Origin of the sequence: Radicibacter daui (assembly GCA_030657355.1) — a bacterium.
GTDB lineage: Bacteria > Pseudomonadota > Alphaproteobacteria > Radicibacterales > Radicibacteraceae > Radicibacter > Radicibacter daui.
The window spans coordinates 514,532-537,449 of the sequence record CP131057.1; the positions used below are offsets into that span (position 1 = coordinate 514,532).

The following is a 22,918-nucleotide window of genomic DNA, read 5'->3' on the forward strand; positions in this document are numbered from 1 at the left end:
CGACCACCTCCGGACAGGATCGGACCCGTGGCGCGAGCGGTGTGACGAGAGGGTTTGATGGACGGTTTGCACAGCCGCGAGGAAATTGCCGGAACGCGTGGAGCGATTGGGCGCGTCACCGCGGTAAATGTTGAAATTACAGAGATCCTGCGCACGCTCTGGCGCCGTCGTGGCCTGATCGGCCTTGTGACAATCGCCTTTGCAATTGCCGCCTGGGTCTTTGTCAGCCGTATCCAGCCGATTTATACCTCCACGGCAACTGTCCTGATCGAAGCGCCAAACTCGGCAACGCCGGAAGCGCGGCAACTCTCCGCCCGCGTGACCAACCAGCTCTACGCGATTACCAGCGAAGTCGAAGTACTTCAGTCGCGCTCGATCGTGAGCCGTGTGGTCGACTCTCTCGACCTCATCAACGATCCGGAATTCAACCCCGCCTTGCGCCCTGCGCAGGAGCCGATGTGGATTGCCGAACAGATCGCGGCATTCAAGGACAGGGTTTCTGGGTGGCTGAAGGGCGACGCCAGCGAAGCGGCTGAAACAGTTGATCCCAATTCGCCAGACGCCATACGCGAGACAGTGATCAACAACGTCAAGGCGCGGGTGCGGGCGGATTCCATTCCGCAATCAATGGTCCTGACCGTCGCTTTCAGCTCCAACAATCCAGCCAAAGCCGCACGGATCGCCAACGAGTTGGCGGATAAATACGTGACGTCCCAGCTCGAGGCGAAATTCGACGCCATCCGGAGCGCGACCTCATGGTTGACAGATCGTCTCGCCACCCTCAAGGACGCGGTCGGACGCTCTGAAGAGGCAGTCGCGGATTACCGCAAGCAGTACGGAATTCTTCAGGGATCGGACCAGCAGCAGCCAATGCAGCAGCGCCTGCAGGAGCTGAACTCCCAGCTCGTTGTCACACAGTCCAAGCGGGCCGAGCTCCAGGCCCGCGTTGCCCGCGTCGAAGCCCTGATCAGGGCAGGACACGGCGTGGATGCAACTGATGACATGATGGATTCTCCCCTGATCCAGCGCCTCAAGGAGCAGGAAGCCACGACCGCCCGCGAAGCTTCGGATCTGGCTTCCCGGTATGGCGAACGCCATCCCGAGATGATCAAGAAGCGCGCCGAGCAGGCAGAGATTGAATCCAAGATCAATATCGAGATCGGTAAACTTCTGCAGGGCATGCGCAGCGAACTGTCGGTGCTGCAGGAGCAGGAGCGCACCCTGCAGTCACAGGTCAAGGGCTCTGAAGATTCAATTCTTCAGCAGAATGTTTCGGCAATCCAGCTGCATGAGCTCGAGCGCAACGCTCTGGCCAACCGCACGCTTTATGAAACCTTCCTGTCCCGCTTCAAGGAAACCGGCGATCAGGAAGAGATTCAGCAGCCCGACGCCCGGATCATTTCCGACGCCCAGCCTACCCGGCAACCGTCGTCGCCCCACACACGCCTGATGACGGCGGCGGCAGGCCTCACCGGCTTTGTGCTCATCTCCCTGCTGGTGCTGCTGGTCGAGCAGTTCAATCTCACCATCCGCGGGCGCAAGGATCTGGAGCAGTTGACCGGCCTTCCGGTGCTTGGCCAGATCCCGCAGGTCAGGGCAACGCCGGGCCATCGTACGGGCAGCTACCTGACGGAAAAACCGACCTCCTCCTTCGCCGAGGCGTTTCGCATCGCGTGGTTTGGCCTGAAGCATGCCATGCCTCCTGCCCCCAAGGTGGTTCTCGTGACATCGGCGTTGCCGGAAGAAGGCAAAAGCCTGACCTCACTCTCCATCGCGCGCACGGCGGCCAGCCTTGCCATGAAAGTGGTGCTGGTCGACGCCGACCTGCGGCGCCCCTCGCTTGCCGGTGCGATTGGCCTTACTCCGTCAATCGGCCTTGCAGAAGTGTTGCGTGGAGAGTTCTCGCTGGAGGCGGCCCTTAACAAGGATCCCGACACCGGCATCGATCTGCTGCTGAACAAAGGCGCATCCTCCATGGATGCGATCAGCGCCGGCGCATCCAATGCGATGGCCCAGCTCGTTGCCAGGCTGCGCAACGAGTATGATCTGGTCATCATCGACAGTCCGCCAATCCTGCCGGTTGCCGATACCCAGCTCTTCGGCCAGCTCGCGGACCGCGCGGTGTTCTGTGTCCGCTGGAACAAGACCCCCCGGGCCAGTGTGCAGCTTGGCCTGCAAATCCTGCGTGATGCCCATGTTCCGGTGGCCGGAACGCTGCTGACCCGTGTCAATCTGCGCAAGCACGCCCGCTACGGTTATGGAGAATCGACCTACTACGGCGGCAAGTATCGCGGCTACTACTCCAAATGATGCCGGCGACGAACAGCCCGAAGCGACGCATCCCCGAGTTCCTGCTGACCTCGCAGGCGCTGGTGAGCCTAGTCTTCGCGCTGTTCCTACTGCCTGCAGGGCTGTGGCATTTGCCGGGAGAGATCGCGGTTCTGGCCTCGGCGACGGCAAGTTCCCCGGGTCCGGCGGCGCAGGCTACCCGGACAGACTATCGGAACACGCAAGATCCCCGTCTGCTCAAGCAGGCAGGAGAGGCTTATCTGCAGGCCGCCCTGGCAGCACCCACGGGAAGCCGGGAAGCCCGGGAGAACTATGAACTCTCGGCGAAATTGATGAGGCGCAGCCTCTCAGAGCGGCCGATGGACCCCTATCTCTGGCATCGGCTGGCCGCGGTCGATTACCGGCGCAATGATCTTATCGCGGCGGCGGTAGACTGGAGAATGTCGGCTGAAACCGGAGTCTTCGACCCGGTGCTGCGCTTTATCCGAACCCAGAGCGGGCTGACATTGTGGCCATACATGGATCTGGAGGGCCGTCAGGCCTTCTCCCGCTTCCTTTATGCCTACTGGCAAAGGTGGTCCGGGGAACTGGCTGAACTGGCTGTCAAATATCAGCGCGAGGGCATCGTGCTGGCGTCTCTGGCGCCCTATCCGGACGCCGCTTCCGATATGGACCGGCTGTTTCGTTTCCTTCATAGCCAGAAGGCCGGCGGTTGATCTTGCCACGGGTCAACGCCTGACCTGCAAAATACGCTGCTCGGTTCCGTTCAGGACAAGAGCGGTCAATATTCCCGTCGCATAAGCGCCCGTATCGATACCGATCCGCACGCCTCCGAGCACAGGTCCCGGCTCAATGGTGTGACCGTGGACGATGATTTTGGGATGCGGACGTCTCCAGCTAAGAAACGGCTCGCGGATCCAGATGAGGTCGCGCGGATCCTGATTTTCGAGGCTTACCTGCGGCCTGATGCCGGCATGGGAAAAATAATAATCGCCGAACGTCACGCTATGTCGCAGAGATTGCAGGAAGAGAGCATGTTCTTCCGGCAAGCGTCGGCGCAATTCACCTGCCAGTGCCTCAACCCCGCCCGGCTCAGAAAGGCGGCCTATCCCTTCCGCGCCATAGCTATCGGCCGTTGCTATTCCCCCGAAGCCCAGCCAGTCGCTGGCGGCCTCCGGCTCTTTCAGAAAATCGAGAAAAACCTGCTCATGGTTGCCGCGCAGGAAATAGTGTTCAAATCCCGGGAGCGGCTGGGAGACAAGTGACGACACGACGGCGGCACTTGCCGGTCCACGATCAATATAGTCGCCCAGAAAAACAACTATCTTGCGCACACAATCGGCAACGTACCCGGCATCGGCGATAATCGCGTCCAGCATACGGCCGAGAAGGACAGCCTCGCCATGGATATCTCCAATGGCGTAAAGCACCATGCCGGACGGCAGGCCGGGAATTGGAGCCTCTGTTTCAGTAGAATCCGCAGCGCGACCGAACCGGCCAACAAGTTTGTTCCAGAACCCGGTCACGACAAAATGCGTTCTCTAACCCCAGCGATTACGACGGGCTGGTATCGGTATCGGGCAGGTTCTGCTCTATCGGCACATTGTTAAGATTGTTATTGTTCGCCGTATCCTGACCCTGATCGGTAACGGTCTGCGACGTGCCACTTTGGGTACGCAGAATTTCGGCAATCTGTGCCGAATTAGCCTGATTGGCTGCGTTGAGAGACTGGTTGGCGCTTGCCTGGTTCAGCACGGAAGCAACTGACTGGGCAGCCCCGGGGGACGCCGCGGCAACTGTCTGGCTTGTGGCGGCGCTATAGGCATTGGCCATCACTGCAACAGCCGCGGCAGGCGATGCCTGATAGACAACCGGGTTGGTAACGATGCGGGACACAGCCGCCGCAGTATCTGCCACCTGCTGCGGGGCGACCCGCTGAACTTCCGGAGAGACAAGAATACGCGCTGCGGTAACCGCCACGGAGGAAACTGAAGCCGGTGCGGCATTCATCACCGTCTGCGCGCCCGTAATACGGACAGCGGCTGCAGCAGCCGCAATTGCCGCCTGCGGATTAGTCGACAAAATCCGCTCTGCTGCTGCAACTACCTGTTGGGACAAGGCCGCCATCTGGGTGGGGTTGCCGCCAGAAAGCGCCTGGATCACCTGCGCGATCTGATTGGTGTTGCCCGCAAGGAACGCCGCCTGGAGAGCAGGCGGCAATTGCACGGCCGCGCCGGTCGTCTGCGCAGACGCCTCTACCGCAACAAAGGACAGCGGCGCAGCAGCAAGCGCGCAAAGCAACGTACCCAAAGCCAGTCTGTTCATCGCCGGCCCTCTCCCGCAAGGAATTCCCTACATTGAGGAATACAGTGATAACGGCGCTCTATCAACGTCCTAATTCAAATATTTAACTCTGGAAACAGTCAGGTCCGGATCAGATACTTCATTGCGCCTGCACGCCAGCCCTCACCTTGCAACGGCCAGCCCAGAAATCCACCGAAGAAATACTGCCCCACCGATCGCCGCAACCGGCTGGAGGGATTCAGGAACAGGGCAACCGTGAAGGCAAACCCGCCGATCAGCGAGGGCAGGATGAGCAGAAGCCATCCCTCCACCCCGGCGGATCTCAGCAGGCTGAGGCCGCCGTAACAGGAGCCCGCAACAACCAGCGCACCCCCTGCGCCCGGGAGAAGGACGCTGGCCACAGTTCTTGCGCCAAGACCGATCTCGCGGGCAGCCAGCACAAGCAGCACGGACTGGAAAAACAGGTCGACAGCAAAAAGGCACAGCGCGAAGGCGGCAGCGCCTTGCGGATCGAAAAACCACAAGGTCGCCGACAGCGCGACCAGATAACATCCTTGATGGATGACCCGGATATGCAGCCGCCCGGTCGCCTCGATAAGCCCGCCGGCAAAGACCGAAAGGCCGCGCATCAGCGCCCAGAGCGCAACTGCACTCATCACCGGGCCTGACGCCGTCCAGACCGGCCCAAGGACAAGCAGCGCCAGAGGCTGGGCCAGAGTGGCAATACCTGCGGTCAACGTTCCCATGAACAAGGCAGCAACAGCAATAATCGCCAGCCAGGCTTGCTGCAGGCGTTCGCGATCACGCCCCCACGTACCGTAGGCCGGAAAGAGAACCCTGCCGAGGCCGATGACAACCAAATCCATCGGCAGGAATGCAAGGGCAAAGGAGCGGTCCCACAAACCGGCGGCCTGGATGCCGGCAAGGTGCACCAGAACAACAGGCAGCAAATGAAGCCCGGCAGAGTCCATGATCCGGATCATGGAAAAGCTGCCGGCGAGGCGCAGCATCCCGCGGGCACGCGGGCTGAGGAGCTGCCGGCTCAACAGGGGATGCGGGGCCGCCAGGAAGGCAAACAATGCTGTCAGGGCCGTCTGGGCCAGATAAGCCAGCACAAGGCTCCAGTATCCAAGACCGTACCAGGCCGCAGGCAATGCCACCAGAAGCTGGGAGAGAACGAGCGCACCGACATTTTGCAAGCCCAGGCGGCGAAAGGCCATATTGCGGGACAGAATACCGGTTGAGACCTGACCGAGGGCGGACAACGGCCCCCCAAAGCACAACATCGCAAGGGCAAGGCGCACCTGCGGATCGGAAGCCGCCCCGAAGAGACCTCCTGCCACAAAAATCAGGACAGCTGTCACGGCGGCGACACCGGCACTCATCAAAACGCCACTGGCGAACAGGATCGCCGCATCTCTGGTGGGGTCGAAATCGCTCTTGCGGATAATCACCGCGACGGCGCCGGCGCCAACGAGATACTGGATGAATTTTATAGCGCCGGCTCCAACCGCGATGACGCCATAGTCATCAGGTGTCAGCAACCGTGCCAGCAGAGCTGCAAAAACCAGCTGCAGCACGGCTCCGAGCCCGGTGCTCACATAGCTCCATCGCAGCGAACGGCCCACCGAGAGCGGTTGCTCCGTTTCAGGCTTCATCTTCAACCGGCCCCGGCCTCCCCCCGCGCCGGCACGTCATTCACCTTGTGCTGGCGGCGCACTTTGCTCTATCGCAGGAACATACGGCAACAGCTGGCAGATGATACAAGATGTTGAGACGGGCCCATTTCTGGCTTCTGGCGGTCGCTCTGGCGCTGGCCCCGCTGCCGCTCGGTCTCAACCGGCCGCTGGCATGGACGGCCTTCGGCATCATCATTGGCCTCCTGCTCCTGCTGTGGCCATTTGCCTCCGCTTCGGACGCTGACTGGAAGCCGAAAGTCCACCGGTCCTTGCTTGCACCCGGACTCTTGCTGCTGGCCGCCTTTCTGTGGGGTATTTTCCAGGCATACATTCCCGTTTCGGGGGACTGGTCTTATCCGATATGGCACATGACCGCGACGAGCCTGCCGGATGAGGCGGTTGTCCCGGTTATCGCGGCGGACCCGTATGCCGCCTTCGGTACGCTTTTCCGATGGGCACTCTATGCCGGCGTTTTCTGGCTGGCCTACCAGCATTGCCAATCGGCACGGCGCGCCGCATCACTGCTCAACGTCATCGCCATCGCCGGCACGCTCTACAGCCTTTACGGCCTAGCGATCTGGCTCACCGGCAGCCAGAGCATTCTGGGCATGGAGAAATGGGCCTATGCCGGCGACGTAACCAGCACCTTCGTAAACAAGAACCACTTTGCCACCTTTGCCGGCATCAGCATGCTGTGCTGCATGGCACTTTTCATGCGCCGCCTGCGGGGCGAACCCCTGGGTTGGCGCCTGTTTGCCAACCGTCGCGCCCGGCCGGCGTTACCTTATCTGGCTGCCGCCACAATCTGTTTTCTTGCCCTGCTGGGCTCGGGTTCACGCGGCGGATTGCTGGCAACGATCGTTGGCTCTGCCGTTCTCGTGGCTGGAATCTTCATTGTCAGCCGTAGTCCGGAAAAGCGCCCGCGATTGCTGCTCTGGTGTGGCGCTGCCTTCACGTTGTTTATCGTGGCAGGCTGCTGGTATCTGATTGCCGGCCAGATCGGGATGACGGATTCGCAGGACAGGGTGCGCATCTATGACACCGTTCTGCGGCTCATCACAGAACGTCCGCTGCTGGGCTACGGGCTCGGCAGCTTTCCGGTGGTTTTTGCCCAGAACCGGCCCGTTACCGTCAACCAAGTATGGGGCGAGGCGCACAATACATACCTTGAACTGCTGCTCGAGTTGGGTATTCCCGCCGCGCTGGCTGTGTTCGCCGCTGCCGCCCTGTTGATTATCCGCACCGGCCGCGGTGTGCTGGAGCGGCGGCGGGCCCGTATTTTCCCGGTGGTTGCGCTCTCGACATCTGCTCTGGTCATCGCCCATGCCTTTGTCGATTTCAGCCTGCAGATCCCGGCGATATCCGTTATCTGGCTCAGCCTTCTCGGCGCCGGGTTTGCCCAATCCTTCTCTACCCGCCAAAAACGCAAGCAGCCGGCGGACGAAAGATTGTGAAAATCGGCATCGCGGCCCCGTGCGATCTGACACTTCTGGCAGACCGGCTGGAAACACCCCCACCGGTGCCGGGCCTCGGTTCGGCCCCCGTTGCCCATCTCGTGCGCGGATTACTGGCGCAGGGACATCAGGTTATTCTCTATACGCTCGATTTCGCTGTGGAAGAGCCTCTTCACCTGGGAGGTCCTGATCTCGATATCCACGTCGGCGCGTTCCGGCGACGTCATCGAATGCGGGATCTGATGGCGGCGGAACGACGAACCGTTGAAGCGCTCATCCGGCGCCAACCGGCTGATATCGTCAGCGCGCACTGGGCTTATGAATACGCTCTGGGCGCCCTTCATTCAGGGCTTCCCACAAGCGTCACGATCAATGACTGGGCTCCGGCCGTGCTGCGTCTCAAACCCGATGCCTACCGGCTGGGTCGCCTCCTGCTCTTCCGACGGGTTTTGCGGCAGGCTTCGCATTTCCTGGCCCCTTCGCCCTACATCGCCCAGAAGGTTGTCCTCGCCACCGGCAAGCCCTGCGCCGTTGTTGGCCAGGCAACCACTCTTGCCGAACCGTCGGCGGCAGCCAGCCGTCAGGCAAGTACCTGCCCGACGATGCTGGTAATCGCCAACGGCTTCACTCGCCTCAAGAACACCAGTACAGCCCTCCGGGCATTCGCAGCGGTAAGGAAGAGCCTGCCGCAGGCCCGGCTGCTTCTGGTTGGCGACGAGCATCAGCAGGGCGGAAAGGCCGAGACTTGGGCTCAGACCCACAGACTGACTGCCGGTGTCGAGTTTCTGGGACCTCTGCCCAATCTTGCGGTCCGGGAACTACTGCACTCGGCTCATCTGCTGCTTCACCCCTCCCGGGAGGAGTCGTTCGGTCAGGCGGTGCTGGAAGCCCTGGCCGCCGGCCTTCCGGTGATCGGTGGCCACCGCTCCGGCGCCATTCCATGGCTTGTCGGCGATGCAGGCTACCTCTGCGATATCGATGAGCCTGGCACTATCGCAGACGCGGCCATCCGGCTTCTGGGAGACGAAGCGCTCCGCTCCCGGCTGTCTGCAAATGCCCGGGCCCGGGTAGTATCCAGCTTTTCATCCGCCCAGGTGGCCGAGGCCTATAGTGCAGAGTTCGAGCGGATCCTCGCCACCAGCGGGCGTAAAAACTCGATATAGGCGGCCAGTACGAGAAAAGTCGGCACCGTCACGGCATAGCGTCCCGCCAGACGCCGCGGCTCACTCGCCAAACGGAAGATCCATTCAAGCCCGTGCCGCTGCATCCAGAGCGGAGCCTGGGGCTTGGAGCCAGAGAGAAAATCGAACGCCGCCCCGACCCCAACCAGCAGCGCAGCCTGCAGCCGGTGGCGATTGCGGGCCATCCAGAGCTCCTGTTTTGGCGCCCCCAGCCCTACCCAGACGATATCGGCCTTGCACGCGTCGATCCGCGCGCACTGATCTCTTTCCTCCTCATCCGACCACGGTCCCTGACCGGGGCTGAAAGCGCCCACGATCATGGCCAGGGGATAACGTCGGGCAAGTTCATTTTCCAGCCGGGCCAGCACAGCCGGGGTCGATCCGAAAAGCACATGCCGAAGAGGTGGATGTTCCGGCCGTCCGGATTGTTCCAGCATTGCGTTCATGAAATCAGGCCCATAGAACCGGGAAGCGCCGAATGCACTCTTACGCCGGGCAAGCCAGACGACCGGCATACCATCAGGACCGGCAATCAGAGCCGACCGCACGGCCGCTTGCACGGCAGCATCGCGCCGCGCCGCAATAATGCTGCGTGCATCCAGATGGCAGATATAGCCCCGCTGCCCTTCGGCTATGATGGCGCAGGCAAGCTCCACCCCATCCTCGATCGACCACGGATCGACTGGCACACCGAGGACACTTACCCGGCGCTCCCCAATCGTAGATGTCTCCACCGGCATCTTGTCCCGGCTCCTCACCGTCGCCGCATCAAACGGTCGTAAAGTGCATTTCTGCGCCCCAGAATTTCAGCCGGCGCGTAGGCCTTCTCGTAAAGGCGCCGGGCGTTGGTCGCAAAAGAACTTTGCAGCACCTTGTCGGAAAACAGCGTGGTCGCTGCAGCCCGCCAGCCGGCCCTGTCGGCGATGGACAAAACATATCCAGAGCGCCCGTGCTCGACCATCTCTCCTGCCGCCCCTCCGGAAGCGGCGATCACGGGCAACCCATGCGCCATGGCCTCGCAGATCGCCAGCGGCAGGTTTTCGAAACAAAGCGAGGGAAACACGAGAAAGTTCGCCGCGGCCATGGCGGATGCCACCGCCTCCCGCGGCAAACGGCCCAGAAAACTTACATGTCCGGGGGCGGTCGCCTTTAACTCAGCTTCCAGAGGACCGTCGCCGACGATTTGCAGTGGCACCTCGATATGCCGCCAGAGTTCCAGAAGCTCCCGCACACCCTTTTCCGGGCTCAGTCGCCCGACATAAAGGGCTCCGCTGCCGGCCCCCTTGCTGCCAACTGACGTGGGCGCGTCGACCGGATTGGGAATAACCTCCAGCCGGTCTGGCGGCAGCCCCGCCGCCCGAAATCTGGCGGCGGCGAATTCGCTGAGCGCAATAAAGGACGAAACCTTCCGGCTCCAGGTACCGAGAAGCCGGTGTGACGCCGCCATGGCGGCTACCGCAGCCGACGCCGGCCTTGATCCACGGTAACATCCATGAACGACGCCGGGCCAGGCAAATGGTTGGCCAACGCAGCGTTCACAGGCGTGCCCGGCCCTCAGCAGCAATCCGTTCACACAGAGCAGGCGGTAGTTGTGAAGCGTCTGGACGACCGGCACGCCTGCTGCCCGCGCGGCGTGGATGACGGACGGCGAGAACAGCGGGAAACTGTTATGAACATGGACGATATCCGGCTGAAATCTCCGGATGGCGTCAGCCGCCAGTCTGTACCCCTGACGCGACCACACGGTCGCCGCCGCCAGCGCAAGGCCGGGCTTCGGCCCTATTTCGGCGTTATCCTTGATCAGCGTCCCGACATCGAAGCCATGCGCTGCCATGAAGGCAATGTCGGCATCAACCGCCTCATCTTCACCGCCGCGCTGCTGATACCTTTCATGAATGATCAGGATCCGCATGCTGCCGGCCCTTAAACCGGGGTGCCGGCAGCATCTGCCAGCACCAGCGAACCATTTGCCACACAGCTCGCCTGTGCTCCGGCCAGCATGCCGAGAGTCTTGTCGAATTCCGGCCAAAGACCCAGCTGGTCGATTTCCCAGCCATGTCCCCAGATGTGCAGCACCTGCCCCTCCGTCAGGCGAGACAGGGGATACCCGACGGCCTCTTGCACAGAGCACTGCCGGCTGCATGCCAGCGCAAGACCTAGCCGACGCGCACCGCCACCTTGCCGCAACCAGTTCCGGAGCAGCGCCGGCAGGCGATGCGGGTAGAACTGGACCGTCGTGGGCAGCCGGTAGGATGAGGTATTCCGGTCGAGGCGGAACATCTGGGTGGTCCGGGCGAAGCTGAACCCCGCCGCCTTGACCATGGCCCGCTCCCGGCTCCCCCCGCGCCCACCCGGATAGGCAAATCCGCGGACCTCAGAACCCAGCATGTCCTCAAGGGCTGCCTTTCCATCGGCAACCTGCCGCCGTGCCTCGCTCTCATCCAAAGCAGTCAGGCGCAGATGATCAAGCGTGTGTCCGCCGATCTCGAAACCAGCCGAAGCCAGCGAGCGCAATTGCGCCGCATCAACTACAGGCCGCCCCTCGCTGTTGCGGACCGGCACGTAGAACGTCGCGGTCAAGCCATGCCGGGCAAGATACTCCGCGACCTTGATGTCGGCAGGATGGCCGTCGTCGAAGGAGAGTGTAATGGCCCTCATCCGTGTCCGGCCTTCTTGCGGGCAAGCACGAGCCCGCCAGCATAGTAAGGAGAAGCAGGCAGCAGGTGATCGAGGCCGAGCGCGAGAAAGCCCAGCAAATGAAAGGGGACCGCCAGAGCAAAGGCCAGCAACAGGGCAGCAGACGCCATAGGGCCACGACCGGCTTGCCAGCCCCTGGCGTGCCGTACCAGCAACCGGCCCGGCAAATCCGATAAGGTCGAGGTCAACAAAAAGAAAAAGCCGCCAAGGCGGGTTGCCTCCACCACCTCGAACCCGGCCTGCTCCACCTCGCCCTGCATGCCGGCCATGGTCCATCGGCGCAGATCACTGGAGCGCCCTTCACAGGTCATGAAGGGAAAATCGACGATCAACAGCCCTTCCGGTAGTGCAACGCGAGCGGCTTCGCCCAATACGTCGGCTGGTTTTATTACGTGCTGCAGCACATGAAACAGGCTGATGAGACCGGCGCTGCCGCCTGCCAGCGGCAAGGCGGCAGCGTCTGCCACCAGATCGGTTGTGTCCCGATGGACAATATCCAGATTGAGGACCGGAGCCCCACCGGCCAGCGCCGTCAATTCGCGCCGGTAAGGACCGGTTCCGGCGCCGACGTCAATGCCCATCGCAGGGCTCGTCGTCCTGCGTACGGAGACAGCAGCACGAAGAAAGCGCCGCACACTGAAGCGTTCCGGGATGAGAACATCCTGCGCAAGACGATAGGCTGCTACCAGCAGGGACACGGGCGCTATCCCTCCCTCACCTTTGCCGGGATACCATCACTGGCAGAACCCGGGAGGGTGTGACGCACGGCATCAAGAATGGCTTCGACACTTTTTTCCAGTGTGAGGCCGGTGGCCGCCATCGTCGCCGCCTGCGAAAGACGCCGGGCCAGCCCCTCTTGCGTCATCAACGGCCTGAGACAATCGGCAAGGGCATCGCCATTGAGGGACACCGCGACCAATCCATTGTGGTCATGGCGCAAATACGCAATTTCCGGCCCGTGATAAGCGCCCGGACAGATAACAACCGGAACGCCATAGGCAAAGCTGTGAACGACAGCCAGGCCAGCTGAATCCGGCTGCACCTGGGCCGTTGCCATCGAAAAAAAGGGCGCCAGTTCAGGTTCGGTAAAAAGCGGGGGCACGAAGACGGCGCCGCCCGCCCCGGGGAGGGCGCGAAGGGCACTCTCCTGCGGTCCGTCGCCGACGATTACCATCTGGCAGTCATGGCCTTCTGTCCGCAACCGCGCGATCGCTTCGAGCGCAATATCCAGCCGCTTTTCCTGATAAAGGCGGCCAACGAAGAGAAAAACCCTGTCGGCGACGATCCCGTGCTGCCGGCGCACCTGCTCGACCTCGTCCAGCGACAAAGCCGCCGCCGCCCGCATGCAGGCGGCCACATCAAGCGTATTGTGGGTTACGAAAATGGCCTCAGGCGCCACACCATGTTTCAGGCAGGACCGGCGTCCTTCCTCCGTATAGGGCAGCACGGCGTCCGCCCCTCGCGCCATCAGGATGCGGGCACGCCGGCGAAACCGCAGATGAAGACGGGACAACGCTCCCTGCGCCAGGGTTTCTTCCTCGCTGTCGAGACGAAAATGTCCGCTGAGGAGAAGACGCGGCCGCCCGGCAAGCTTGCGCGTGATCCACAGCAGCCACATTCCCAGATCATGAGTATGAAAGCTGCCGATGACCGCCTGATAACGACCCAGCAGAGCTTGGAGACTTCCCCCCGACCACGCAATCCGCCCCTTGCCCCACGGCCAGAAGCGGTTGGTCCGGGGATGAGCAAACGCTCCCAGCGTCCCCGCCGGGATCGAGCGCGGGGTCTGCTGCCCGAGACCTGCGCCGAAATAGATATCGAAATCGAGCGCCGCCCGGGATTCCAGAGCCTTGAAGAGTCCGATCCGGTAAGCTGGCAGCAGGCCTTCGACAAATGCCACCCTCGGCCTCCGGGGAGGTTCCGGCTCCAGCGGAACGAGGCTCTCGCCAAGGCACCTCAAATAGGTGCGCAGCGTCCAGTACCACCAGAGTTTGCCGCCATACCGGCGCAAAAGGCCCGACCATGCCCGCCAGGGGTAACCGCGCGGGCCGCCAATGGCCGCCAGACGGCGCGCGAATGAAATCCGGCCATCGCGCCAGGGCGCGACCGCGGTGTTCGAAGCACAACGACCGATGGGCCTCGGGGCGAGCCAGACATCAAAGCCGGCAGCTTTGGCGCGATAGCCGAAATCGGTATCCGCCATACCCTGTACAGCCTCGAACAGGGCGTCTATTCCGCCGAGAGACCGGGAGACCCGTGTTGGTACGAGTACGACATTGCCATTGAAGGTATCGCAGGCCTGCAAGGCTCCATCGGGATGAAGCCGGACCAGCCGCAGAGGGTGCTCCCCTTCCCGCTTCTGGCCGCTATAGGTCACAGCCCCACTGACGGGGTCGATGACGGCACCGACGATAACTGACTGTTTGCCATTGCGCACCAGGGCATTCGAATGCGCATCCAGCAACTCGGCGACGGCGCCTTCTTCGAGCATCACATCGTCGTTGAGCCAGAGAAGAAAATCGGCAACGCCATCATCGGCGACAGCAATCGCCTCCCGCATGGCTCCGGCCCACCAGAACGCGGAAGAAAGTTCGAGAATGCGGGTTTGCGGATAGAATTCGCGAACGGCGGCCACAGTACCGTCGGTGCTGGCGCTGTCGGCGAGAACGATGTCGAAGGCAACATCCGCCGCTGCGGCACTCCTTATAAAGCAACCGATGCAGGCGACGGTCAGTTCGCGCCGGTTATGGCTCGCAAGAACGGCAGCAATGCGCACAATGCTTACCCCGGAGCCAAGGTGAGTACAGGTTGTGTACTACGTTGCCGTGCGGCGAGCGCCACCCCGCCGAGCATCCCAAGCATGATCCCCTGCTCGTAACCCGGCGAATAGGGAATGTTATAAATGAGGAGCGATACGATCAGGGCCAGGGCGGCCTCAACATCGTCGCCTGCCACCTGACGCACTGACGCCAGAAGATTCCAGAACGTGCGCCAATGGTAGAGAATCCAGGTGGCCGCTCCAGCAACGCCCGCGTTCAGAAACATCTCCAGATAAGCATTGTGCGGCGAGACGATCACGACCTGGTTGTTGATCAGACGCTCATAGCCGGAACCATACCCGCTCCCGAACAGCACGTTGACGGGTCCGGAGGCGAGCGCGCGCTGAAGCAGATAGCGCCACCCCTGGATGCGCCAGTCGATGGTACTGTTGTCGGAAACGGCCTCCTCCACCGCAGATGCAACCGGCGAGGCAATCAGATCGTGGCCAAGGCCTGCGGCAAGCAGGCTGATCGCCGCCAGTGTCACTACCAGCAAAGCGGCAATCCCGCCTAGGCGGCCAATGTCACGCCGGGCGTAAAGCGTAACGCCGGCGAGGGCGACAATCGTCGACACCCAGACACTGCGGTGGAAAAGAAAGATCACCATCGCAAGACAACACACTGTCAATAGCCGTTCCGCCCCCGCTGCGCGCCCGCGCGCCCAGCCGAAGATACCGACGATCGCCACCTGGGATAATAACAGGCTGCTTGCCGCAGGCAGCACACGCTCACGCTGATAAAGCAATGCGCCAAAAACCGCCTCCCCTGAAGGGTTCCAGAACCCTTCATTAGGCATAAACCAGCGCAGCAGGGCGACGCCAACCAGCAATCCCGCGGCAAGCGCCCAAAGCCGCATGCCGCGAAAAAAATCTTCTTCGCTCCATTCAAAGGAAAGAGCGTAGAAGCCTCCGGCGAGCAGATAGAAAATCGGCCTGAAATAGAGACCTGCGGCATGGACTCCGTAACGGCTGGCCCCTAGCGCGAAGGCAAGCATGGCCAGTGCCGAAAACAGCAGCCAGAGGCGCTGCGCGCTGCTGAAGCTTACGGCATGGATAAGCCGGACAAAGCCCGCTACGAACAAGGATCCGAACAGGAAATCGCTGACGGTCGCTTCAAAACCGGAAAGCCTGTAGGAGGCAACAAGCCCCAGATGCTGCTCGGCAAGACTGACCAGAAGCGCCAGAAAAATACCCGGCCAGCGAGACGCCACCGCCAGGAATATGGTGATGACGGCTGCACAACCGAAGAATAACGCGACCACCACATCGAGATCGCTGCCTGTCAGCTCCATCAACTGCGTTCCTGCATCACGGCCCAACGCAGCAGCTTATATCCTGACTGCCCTGCAAGGCGTAGAGTTCCTTATGGCGTTGCCAGCTTTTTTCCGCGCTGAACAGCCTGCTGGCAAGGCCTGGCGCCTGATCGGCAAGCTCCCGGAGTTGATGCCCCGGCATTGACAGGAGGCGGTGCAGCTGACCGGCCAGCGCTGCCCGTTCAGGCTGGCACCACGAGACTGCACGTCCGAACTGGCTGAAACTCTCCAGGCCGGAGCCCGCGGAAAGCAGTGCCGGCACTCCGCATGCGAGTGCTTCCAGCGCTGCAAGGCCAAAACCTTCCCTTTCGGATGGCATAACAAAGAGATCGCTTGCCGCCAGTACCTGGCGCACCTCACCGACCTGCCCCAGAAACCTTATTTTGGGGTCAAGCCCTAGCATCGAGGCATGTCTCCGTTCATCGGCTTCGCACGGGCCGGTGCCAGCATGCAGTACGATATACCGTCCCTCTGGTGCGCCATCGACGAGCGCGTCGAAGAGCAGGTCGTGATTTTTGACCGGCTGGCAGCTGCCAACCACAGCCAAAACAGTCTCGTCCCCGGAAATGCCAAACCGGCCGCGGGCATCCTGCCGGTCCTCTTCCGATACTGGAGAGAAGCGCTGAAAGTCGATCCAGGGGGGCACGATCTGCACGGGATTGCCGAAGCGCTGCTTTTCCACCTGCTCGACAGCCGTGCTGTGAGCAACACTCACCACGCCGACGAGCTGCCGCAGCACAGCGCGCTGCAGCCACCGCCGCCATCGCAGCGCTCCGCTGAACGCAAAAACCGCATGGACGGTACGCACAATCCGGGTGTGGGGCGCGGCGAGCCGGGCAGCGAGCGCAAACCAGAAATTAGCCCGTTCGCAGTGAATATGTACGGCCGAAGGCCGCAGATCGCGGCACAAGCGCCAGAAGGCGTACATGAAGGTTGGTGAGCGCGAGAAAGGCAAATGCTCGATACGATAACCGGCGGTAGCGAGCGTTTCTGCGTAAGAACCAATCCCCCGCTCGCCAGTGGACAGGATTACCCCGGTTATTCCATCCCGCTGCAATAACGGAGCAAGCGACAGCAGCATGCTCTCTGCACCCGATGCCTCGAGCGCCGCCATGACGAACAGCACAAGCTGCCGGCGCGGCGCCTGTTCGGCGGTCACAGCAGCTCCCCCTTGTCCGACATTTCAGGCCAAGCCGGCAAAATAGCTGACCGTACGCCTGAGGCCAGTTTGCAAATCGACAGACGGATACCAGTCAAGCAGCGTGCGGGCTCTGGAAATATCGGGGCAGCGCTGCATCGGATCATCCTCTGGCAGAGGCAGATGGCGAAAGCCTGCACTGCTCCCGAGCATGGACTGAACGTGCCCCGCCAGCTCCCGGATGGTGATTTCGTGCGGATTTCCCAGATTGACCGGGCCGGTCACTTCATCTGGCGTGTCCATGAGACGAACCAGCCCGTCGATAAGATCATCCACATAACAGAAGGAGCGCCGCTGCCCGCCATCGCCATAAAGGGTGATCGCCTCGTTACGCATTGCCTGCTGGATGAAGTTCGAGACGACACGTCCGTCATTGGGATGCATGCGGGGGCCATAGGTATTGAAAATGCGCGCAACCTTGATCTTCACCCCTTCTTGCCGGTGATAGTCGAAGAACAGGGTCTCGGCGCAGCGCTTGCCTTCGTCATAACAGGCCCTGGGACCGATAGGATTTACGTTGCCACGATATTCTTCCGCCTGGGTACTGACGGTTGGATCGCCATATACCTCCGACGTTGAGGCCTGAAGAATTCTGACATTCAGACGGCGCGCGAGCCCCAGCATGTTGAGCGCCCCGAAAACCGACGTCTTGACCGTCTGTATGGGATTCAACTGGTAATGGATAGGCGAGGCAGGACAGGCGAGGTTGTAAATCTGGTCGACCTCCACCGAAAGCGGATGCGTCACATCGTGACGGATCACTTCGAACCGGTGATTGCCCAGCAGATGAGCGATATTGTCACGCGAGCCGGTGAAGAAATTATCCACGCAGATGACATCGCAGCCATCCGCCAGCAGGCGTTCGCACAGGTGGGAGCCAAGAAACCCGGCTCCGCCGGTTACAAGAACCCTGGTGCGCGCGTGCTTCATTGTGAGCCTTTACGGGTAGAGGAAGTGCACTGTTGCCGGAAGCGGCACTTAAGGCAACGGCGACCAGAGGGTTATCCGTCGCCACAGCTTAATAACAGGTTACGATCATTCGGCGGCAAATCGGAACCGGTTGGCCGCGCCTCCGGGGGAGCTAGTTTCGTCCGCGTCGCGCCGATGGAGGACGCCAGAAAAACCGGCCGAACGGCCGCAGGAGGGGATAGGCCCAGGTCCACCCTCGCGGCAACTTCACCCTGTGACGGTGCACAGGATCGTTCAGGTCGGCGGCCAGTTCGGCGAGGCGATAGGACCAGCCGGATTTCAGGGAATAAAGAAAATGGCGCCGCAACATCCGCCGCCGCAGCGGTGCCCTGCGGGCAACAACGGCGGCCTCCCGCCATCGATCGCCGCCGAAAAACCGACGCTCGAAGCGGCCATACATAGCCTGTGCGGGCATATCCTCCAGCAATCCCTGCGGCAGGGCACGCCCAAGCCAGTGATGCGCCAGCAGGAGCGCAAGCTGCATGGCTTTCTCCAGCCCCTCCGAACGAGCTTCCAGAAGCATTCGCTCAGCGGCATCAGGCACCGTCAGCAAACCGGCAATGTCGGCCACCCAGCAAAGCCGCTCCCAGCAATGCTCGCTGCCATGCGCCACCAGATAGAGCGCCAGCAGACGGGCCGGCAGCGTTGGAACCTCAGACGATCCCAACCGCACCGTCTGACGCTCCTGCCATAGTTTCCTGAAGGGTACATCGAGGCGGGCAGGGTTGATGCTGAGACGTTGGTGCAGCTCTATCAGTTGCCCGTTATCAGGATGCCTCAAGCACAATTCACGCTGGTCCGGCTGCGCCACGCCATCCGTAACATAGCCGCCCCCAACCAGCAGCGCCTCGGCCCGCAAAAAGTCTCCTGGCTCCACCAGCAGGTCGATGTCTCCCACACCCCGTACCGAGACATCCTCATACAGCAGTTGCGAAAGGACCACGCCTTTCAGGAAAAGCGCGTCAATCCCCGCACCTGACAGAAGCGCATTCAACCGCACCACCTCCGCGGTCTGGGCAAGAGCCGCGCGGACCTGCTTTTCATGACGGTGGATCAGGTGTTTATGAACATTCGCAGGCAGGCCTCCCCCACCGTCCCGTGCCGCCGCAGCGAGAAGCAGCGGTACGATGCGGTGGCGCACGGCACCCGCGGCCACTTCCTGCCAGTCTCTGACCTGCGATGCCATTTCGACAAGCATGCCTGCCTGCTCCAGCGCCGGCGTCCGTCGCGCAGCAAGGCATAAAAAACGGAACTCGGGAGCAAGGGCGGTCAAGGAAAGCTCACCATAAATCGGCTACTGAGGAGAGCGTAGATGGCGCGCAACGGCCCGCGATAAAAGCTGGTCATAAGCGGGATATTCCAGCCCGACCAGCGGCAGACCCGTCCGCTCAACAATCCGTTGTATTCCTTCGGGGGTCAGCATCTCGCCGTCCAAAGCAGCAAGACGACCGATTTCCAGCTCCTGTCCCCAGAAATAGATCGCCTGCGCCCCGATATTCTCCTGCATGCGCTTGACTTCGTCGACCCGATTGTCACCGCGCAGCGGTAACCAGATGTCGGCCATCAGAAAATCGACCGGCCCGGTCGGCCGATAGGAAAAGGCACTCCCGTGAACTATAGAAATTTTCCGGCGCGCCGCCTCCGGCAACTGACTGAAAATATCGAGTTCTTCATGCAGGGCGAGAACATCCGCATCAAGCTCAACAACAGTCACGCTGCTCACTTCATCCCGCAGCGCGGTCACAGCAGCGGCCCATCCCATTCCCATGCCGAGAATGACCACATCTCCACGGGAAAGCCGCACACCGATCTCCTGGCTTTCTATTTCCATCGGTGTCATCGACATCCAAGTGGAGCCATCGCGGATAAGACCCGCCATGTTCCTCACGAGGACGGCGTCACTCCAGTACCCACCGGCGAAATTCAGTTCGGAGATGAGGATCTCCCATTCCCCGCGCCGGATCGACCGGTAAGCGGGGATGAAAAGATCAGTCTCGAAGAAAGTCACGTCGCTCATCGATGGCACACACCCCCGGAATGTTGCGACTTTTAAAAGCCAGGCTCAGGCCAGCGCCGTCTCCATCCGCCGTATACCCTCTTCCAGCGTCTTTCGGCTGCAGCCGAAATTGAGGCGCACGAAACGCTTGTCGGCAAAGTCGGCGCCGGGGTTGAAGCCGACCTTGCCCTTCTCCAGGAAGTGGGCATAGGCATCGGCAAGGCCAAGGGCGGAGCAGTCGAGCCAGGCGAGGAAGGTGGCTTCCGGCGTCTTGAGGCTGATGCCGGGCAGGCGCGTCTTCACCGCGTCCACCAGATAGTCGCGGTTGGCCTGAAGATAGGGGATGAGTGCCTTGTGCCACGGGCCGCCATGGCGGTAGGCCGCCAGCGTGGCATCGAGGCCGATGACGTTGACGCTGTCGACAAGGCCCATGCGCGAGGCCTCGAATTCCCGGCGCAGTTCGGCATTGGGGATGATGGCGAAGGCGGTCTTGAGGCCGGCGATGTTGTAGGTCTTGCTGGCAGCCATGATGGTGATGGTGCGCTCGGCAATCTCCGGGCTCAGCGAGGCCATCGGCACATGGCGGCGGCCGTCATAGAGCAGGTCGCAATGCACTTCGTCGGCGATGATGAGCGTGCCGGCGGCAAGGCATTTTTCCGCCATTGCCAGCAACTCCTCGCGGCCGAAGACGCGGCCGGTGGGATTATGCGGGTTGCACAGGATGAAGGCCGCGGACTTCCCGGCCGCCTTGCCGAAAGCGTCAAGGTCGATTTCCCAGCGCGCGCCGCCATCCACCATCGGCACATCGTGGCGCTCGAGGTTCCAGTGGCCGGCTGCCGCCAGGATGGGCGGATACATCGGCGTCTGCACCAGCACGCCCTTGCCCGCCCCGCCCTTCTTGCCAAGCGCCGAAAACGCCTTCAGCGGCATGCTGAAACCGGGCGTTACCGACGGTAGCAGGGTGATGGCTTCCGGCGACACTTCCCAGCCGTACCGGGTCATCATCTCCGCCGCCAGCGTCTCGCGCAGTTCGGCAGAGGTGACGCCGTAGCCCATCACCGGATGGGCCGCCCGCCTGGCGATCGCCGCCATGATTTCCGGCGCCACCGGCAGGTCCATGTCCGCCACCCACATCGGCAGCACGTCCCCGGGATAACGGTTCCACTTGGCGCTGCCGGTGCCGCGACGGTCAATCACGGTATCGAAATCGTAAGCCGGCTGGGTCTTGCTGTCGTAGGGCATGTTTCATCTCAACAAAGTGCCTTCCCCCTGCGCGGGGAAGGTGCCGCGTCAGCGGCGGATGGGGGTAATGAGGGCAGGATTTTCACCGGCTGCGCCGGGCGGCAATCGCATTACCCCCACCGGGCCTTCGGCCCACCCTCCCAGGAGGGGAGGTTTGAATTTGGTCTGGCTCAATGGCCGCGCGTAGCGCCACCATCAACGCGGATCATCGAGCCGGTAATGTAGCTTGCCTGCTGGCTGGCGAGGAAGGCAACCGTGGCGCCGAACTCTTCCGGCTGGCCATAGCGGCCGGCGGGGATCTCGTTGCGGGCCGCCTGCTGTACGGCATCCAGTTCCATGCCGCTGCGCTGGGCACGGCCTTCATCCAGTTCGCGCACGCGGTCGGTATCGATGCGGCCCGGCAGCACCATGTTGACGGTCACGCCGTGGCGCGCCACCTCGGCGGAGAGCGTCTTGGACCAGCCGGCAATCGCGCCGCGCACGCCATTGGAAAGCGCAAGGCCCGCGATGGGCTGCTCCACGCCGGAAGAGGCAATGGTGATGACCCGGCCCCAGCCGCGCTCGATCATGCCGGGCACCAGCCCATCGGTGATTGCAAAAAGCGTGGTCGCCATGGTTTCAAAGGCGCTGACCCAGCCTTCCTTGTTCTGGCCGAGCGCAGGGCCGGGTTTCGGGCCGCCGCTGTTGTTGACAAGGATGTCGACGCCGCCGTCGGCCAGCACCTGCTCGATGAGCGCGCTGACGGAAGCCGGGCTGGAGAGGTCAAGGGCGTGCGGCCGGATCAGCTTGTTGCCAAGCGCCGCGATGGCATCGGTGGTGCGCGCGGCGGCAATCACTTCCACGCCTTCCGCCGCCAGCGCTCGCGCCGAAGCGCCGCCCAGCCCGCGGCTTGCGCCCAGAACGAGCGCGCGCTTGCCCTTGATCCCGAAATCCATGCCTCTCACTCCTTCCCCGTGCCGGTGGCAGCAAGTGCCACAAATGCCCGGCCGGCCATGTGCAATCCCCAAGGGTGATAGCGCATGGCCGGCGACAAGGCATAGGGGAAGTTGAGAGAATAAAGTGCCGCTCGTGAGGCAAAACGGGCCGGACAGATACCGGTGCTTATACTGCCAGCGCCAGCTCGGGGTCCGGAGCCCGCCGGTGCTGGCGGCGCCACATATTGGGGCTGAGGCCGATTTCGCGGCGGAACAGACGGGAGAAATGCGCCTGGTCGGAAAGACCGCAGGCAAGGGCGATCTGGCATAGCGGCTCATCGCTTGCCAGCATCATCTCCTGCGCCCGCTCCATGCGGCGCTGGATGACATAGGCATAGGGCGAGCGGCCGAAACTGTCCTTGAAGGCACGCGAGAAATAGCTGGTGGAAAGCCCGGTCAGCTCCGTCAGGTCCTTCATGCGGATAGTCGATGCCAGATGTTTGTCGATATGGGTGGCGACCCGCCGCGCTTGCCAGGGGGCAAGCCCCCCCCTTGCCGGGGCAATCTCCGCTGCCGGCGGCATGCTGCGCCGGCCATCCAGCAGCGCCGCCGCTTCGGCAAGGCAGCTGCGGGCGACATCCTGATCGCGGTCGAAGGCCTCGCGCGCATTGTCGAGCAGCCGGGCCACGACACTGGCGATACCGCTCTGGTCGAGGGGGGCTGCGGAACCGGCTGGCGCCCGGGTTTCATTGAAAGCCTGCAAAGCCGACATTGCCTGTCACCTGTTGTTTGCAAGGCCGGCTGGCGCTGTTGGCCGCCTCGCCTTGTCATTCCCGTGAGGCCGCCGTTTCGGCCCTGTTCGAG

The 22,918-nt window shown here is 62.2% G+C and carries 20 protein-coding genes; 4 read left to right on the forward strand and 16 right to left on the reverse strand.

Features of this window, described 5'->3' with window-relative positions; genetic code table 11:
• The first annotated feature begins 57 nt into the window (after positions 1 to 57).
• Both QTL98_RS22145 and QTL98_RS22150 read left to right on the forward strand, forming a co-directional pair.
• Positions 58 to 2,310 (forward strand): GumC family protein, encoded by a 2,253-nt coding sequence (locus QTL98_RS22145; RefSeq protein ID WP_445682315.1) that lies wholly within the window; start codon positions 58 to 60, stop codon positions 2,308 to 2,310.
• Positions 2,307 to 3,005, forward strand: coding sequence for a hypothetical protein (locus QTL98_RS22150; RefSeq protein WP_445682316.1), 699 nt, complete (start codon positions 2,307 to 2,309; stop codon positions 3,003 to 3,005). Before QTL98_RS22145 ends, QTL98_RS22150 begins: the two co-directional genes overlap by 4 nt.
• Positions 3,006 to 3,017: 12 nt before the next feature.
• Here QTL98_RS22150 and QTL98_RS22155 read toward each other — a convergent pair whose 3' ends face one another.
• The 3 genes from QTL98_RS22155 to QTL98_RS22165 all read right to left on the reverse strand — a co-directional run bounded on the left by QTL98_RS22155 (position 3,018) and on the right by QTL98_RS22165 (position 6,251).
• Complete coding sequence (locus tag QTL98_RS22155) at positions 3,018 to 3,815, reverse strand: metallophosphoesterase (RefSeq protein WP_445682317.1); 798 nt, start codon at positions 3,813 to 3,815, stop codon at positions 3,018 to 3,020.
• A 28-nt stretch (positions 3,816 to 3,843) separates the two neighbouring features.
• Positions 3,844 to 4,614 (reverse strand): hypothetical protein, encoded by a 771-nt coding sequence (locus QTL98_RS22160; protein ID WP_445682318.1) that lies wholly within the window; start codon positions 4,612 to 4,614, stop codon positions 3,844 to 3,846.
• Positions 4,615 to 4,712: 98 nt separating this feature from the next.
• Positions 4,713 to 6,251 carry an oligosaccharide flippase family protein gene (locus QTL98_RS22165; RefSeq protein ID WP_445682319.1) on the reverse strand — a complete coding sequence of 513 codons (1,539 nt, stop codon included), beginning with the start codon at positions 6,249 to 6,251 and terminating at the stop codon, positions 4,713 to 4,715.
• 110 nt (positions 6,252 to 6,361) lie between these two features.
• On the opposite strand from QTL98_RS22165, the gene QTL98_RS22170 reads away from it, so the two are divergent.
• Entirely contained in the window at positions 6,362 to 7,726 is a 1,365-nt protein-coding gene (locus tag QTL98_RS22170; RefSeq protein WP_445682320.1) for an O-antigen ligase family protein, read from the forward strand.
• Positions 7,723 to 8,889: a glycosyltransferase family 4 protein gene (locus tag QTL98_RS22175; RefSeq protein ID WP_445682321.1), complete on the forward strand. Its 1,167-nt coding sequence runs from the start codon at positions 7,723 to 7,725 to the stop codon at positions 8,887 to 8,889. The genes QTL98_RS22170 and QTL98_RS22175 overlap by 4 nt, the downstream gene beginning before the upstream one ends.
• Here QTL98_RS22175 and QTL98_RS22180 read toward each other — a convergent pair.
• The 13 genes from QTL98_RS22180 to QTL98_RS22240 form a co-directional block, all read right to left on the reverse strand.
• On the reverse strand, positions 8,832 to 9,647 hold the full coding sequence (locus QTL98_RS22180; protein WP_445682322.1) for a WecB/TagA/CpsF family glycosyltransferase: 816 nt from the start codon (positions 9,645 to 9,647) through the stop codon (positions 8,832 to 8,834). The genes QTL98_RS22175 and QTL98_RS22180 overlap by 58 nt on opposite strands.
• 14 nt (positions 9,648 to 9,661) lie before the next feature.
• Positions 9,662 to 10,819: a glycosyltransferase gene (locus QTL98_RS22185; protein WP_445682323.1), complete on the reverse strand. Its 1,158-nt coding sequence runs from the start codon at positions 10,817 to 10,819 to the stop codon at positions 9,662 to 9,664.
• Between the two features lie 11 nt (positions 10,820 to 10,830).
• Entirely contained in the window at positions 10,831 to 11,565 is a 735-nt protein-coding gene (locus tag QTL98_RS22190; RefSeq protein ID WP_445682324.1) for a polysaccharide deacetylase family protein, read from the reverse strand.
• Positions 11,562 to 12,302, reverse strand: a complete 741-nt coding sequence (locus QTL98_RS22195) for a class I SAM-dependent methyltransferase (RefSeq protein ID WP_445682325.1) — start codon at positions 12,300 to 12,302, stop codon at positions 11,562 to 11,564. The genes QTL98_RS22190 and QTL98_RS22195 overlap by 4 nt, the downstream gene beginning before the upstream one ends.
• 5 nt (positions 12,303 to 12,307) lie before the next feature.
• Positions 12,308 to 14,380 carry a glycosyltransferase gene (locus tag QTL98_RS22200; RefSeq protein ID WP_445682326.1) on the reverse strand — a complete coding sequence of 691 codons (2,073 nt, stop codon included), beginning with the start codon at positions 14,378 to 14,380 and terminating at the stop codon, positions 12,308 to 12,310.
• A gap of 5 nt (positions 14,381 to 14,385) precedes the next feature.
• Positions 14,386 to 15,714, reverse strand: a complete 1,329-nt coding sequence (locus tag QTL98_RS22205; RefSeq protein WP_445682327.1) for an O-antigen ligase family protein — start codon at positions 15,712 to 15,714, stop codon at positions 14,386 to 14,388.
• Positions 15,715 to 15,730: 16 nt separating this feature from the next.
• Positions 15,731 to 16,894, reverse strand: coding sequence for a glycosyltransferase (locus QTL98_RS22210; RefSeq protein ID WP_445682328.1), 1,164 nt, complete (start codon positions 16,892 to 16,894; stop codon positions 15,731 to 15,733).
• A gap of 24 nt (positions 16,895 to 16,918) precedes the next feature.
• The gene (locus QTL98_RS22215; RefSeq protein ID WP_445682329.1) at positions 16,919 to 17,863 is read right to left on the reverse strand and encodes a UDP-glucuronic acid decarboxylase family protein; all 945 of its coding nucleotides are present in this window, start codon (positions 17,861 to 17,863) and stop codon (positions 16,919 to 16,921) included.
• 151 nt (positions 17,864 to 18,014) lie between these two features.
• Complete coding sequence (locus QTL98_RS22220) at positions 18,015 to 19,175, reverse strand: nucleotidyltransferase domain-containing protein (RefSeq protein ID WP_445682330.1); 1,161 nt, start codon at positions 19,173 to 19,175, stop codon at positions 18,015 to 18,017.
• Between the two features lie 21 nt (positions 19,176 to 19,196).
• Positions 19,197 to 19,919: a hypothetical protein gene (locus QTL98_RS22225; RefSeq protein ID WP_445682331.1), complete on the reverse strand. Its 723-nt coding sequence runs from the start codon at positions 19,917 to 19,919 to the stop codon at positions 19,197 to 19,199.
• Between the two features lie 45 nt (positions 19,920 to 19,964).
• Entirely contained in the window at positions 19,965 to 21,140 is a 1,176-nt protein-coding gene (locus QTL98_RS22230; protein WP_445682332.1) for a MalY/PatB family protein, read from the reverse strand.
• A gap of 170 nt (positions 21,141 to 21,310) precedes the next feature.
• Complete coding sequence (locus tag QTL98_RS22235) at positions 21,311 to 22,075, reverse strand: SDR family oxidoreductase (RefSeq protein ID WP_445682333.1); 765 nt, start codon at positions 22,073 to 22,075, stop codon at positions 21,311 to 21,313.
• Positions 22,076 to 22,241: 166 nt separating this feature from the next.
• Complete coding sequence (locus QTL98_RS22240; protein ID WP_445682334.1) at positions 22,242 to 22,826, reverse strand: helix-turn-helix domain-containing protein; 585 nt, start codon at positions 22,824 to 22,826, stop codon at positions 22,242 to 22,244.
• Positions 22,827 to 22,918: the final 92 nt, after the last annotated feature.

What these genes read in the sequence shown, in the direction of transcription:
- QTL98_RS22145 (WP_445682315.1), top strand. Translation starts at nt 58, where the DNA reads ATGGACGGTTTGCACAGCCGCGAGGAAATTGCCGGAACGCGTGGAGCG.
- QTL98_RS22150 (WP_445682316.1), top strand. Translation starts at nt 2,307, where the DNA reads ATGATGCCGGCGACGAACAGCCCGAAGCGACGCATCCCCGAGTTCCTG.
- QTL98_RS22160 (WP_445682318.1), bottom strand. Translation starts at nt 4,614, where the DNA reads ATGAACAGACTGGCTTTGGGTACGTTGCTTTGCGCGCTTGCTGCTGCG.
- QTL98_RS22165 (WP_445682319.1), bottom strand. Translation starts at nt 6,251, where the DNA reads ATGAAGCCTGAAACGGAGCAACCGCTCTCGGTGGGCCGTTCGCTGCGA.
- QTL98_RS22170 (WP_445682320.1), top strand. Translation starts at nt 6,362, where the DNA reads ATGTTGAGACGGGCCCATTTCTGGCTTCTGGCGGTCGCTCTGGCGCTG.
- QTL98_RS22180 (WP_445682322.1), bottom strand. Translation starts at nt 9,647, where the DNA reads ATGCCGGTGGAGACATCTACGATTGGGGAGCGCCGGGTAAGTGTCCTC.
- QTL98_RS22185 (WP_445682323.1), bottom strand. Translation starts at nt 10,819, where the DNA reads ATGCGGATCCTGATCATTCATGAAAGGTATCAGCAGCGCGGCGGTGAA.
- QTL98_RS22190 (WP_445682324.1), bottom strand. Translation starts at nt 11,565, where the DNA reads ATGAGGGCCATTACACTCTCCTTCGACGACGGCCATCCTGCCGACATC.
- QTL98_RS22205 (WP_445682327.1), bottom strand. Translation starts at nt 15,714, where the DNA reads ATGGAGCTGACAGGCAGCGATCTCGATGTGGTGGTCGCGTTATTCTTC.
- QTL98_RS22215 (WP_445682329.1), bottom strand. Translation starts at nt 17,863, where the DNA reads ATGAAGCACGCGCGCACCAGGGTTCTTGTAACCGGCGGAGCCGGGTTT.
- QTL98_RS22225 (WP_445682331.1), bottom strand. Translation starts at nt 19,919, where the DNA reads ATGAGCGACGTGACTTTCTTCGAGACTGATCTTTTCATCCCCGCTTAC.
- QTL98_RS22230 (WP_445682332.1), bottom strand. Translation starts at nt 21,140, where the DNA reads ATGCCCTACGACAGCAAGACCCAGCCGGCTTACGATTTCGATACCGTG.
- QTL98_RS22235 (WP_445682333.1), bottom strand. Translation starts at nt 22,075, where the DNA reads ATGGATTTCGGGATCAAGGGCAAGCGCGCGCTCGTTCTGGGCGCAAGC.
- QTL98_RS22240 (WP_445682334.1), bottom strand. Translation starts at nt 22,826, where the DNA reads ATGTCGGCTTTGCAGGCTTTCAATGAAACCCGGGCGCCAGCCGGTTCC.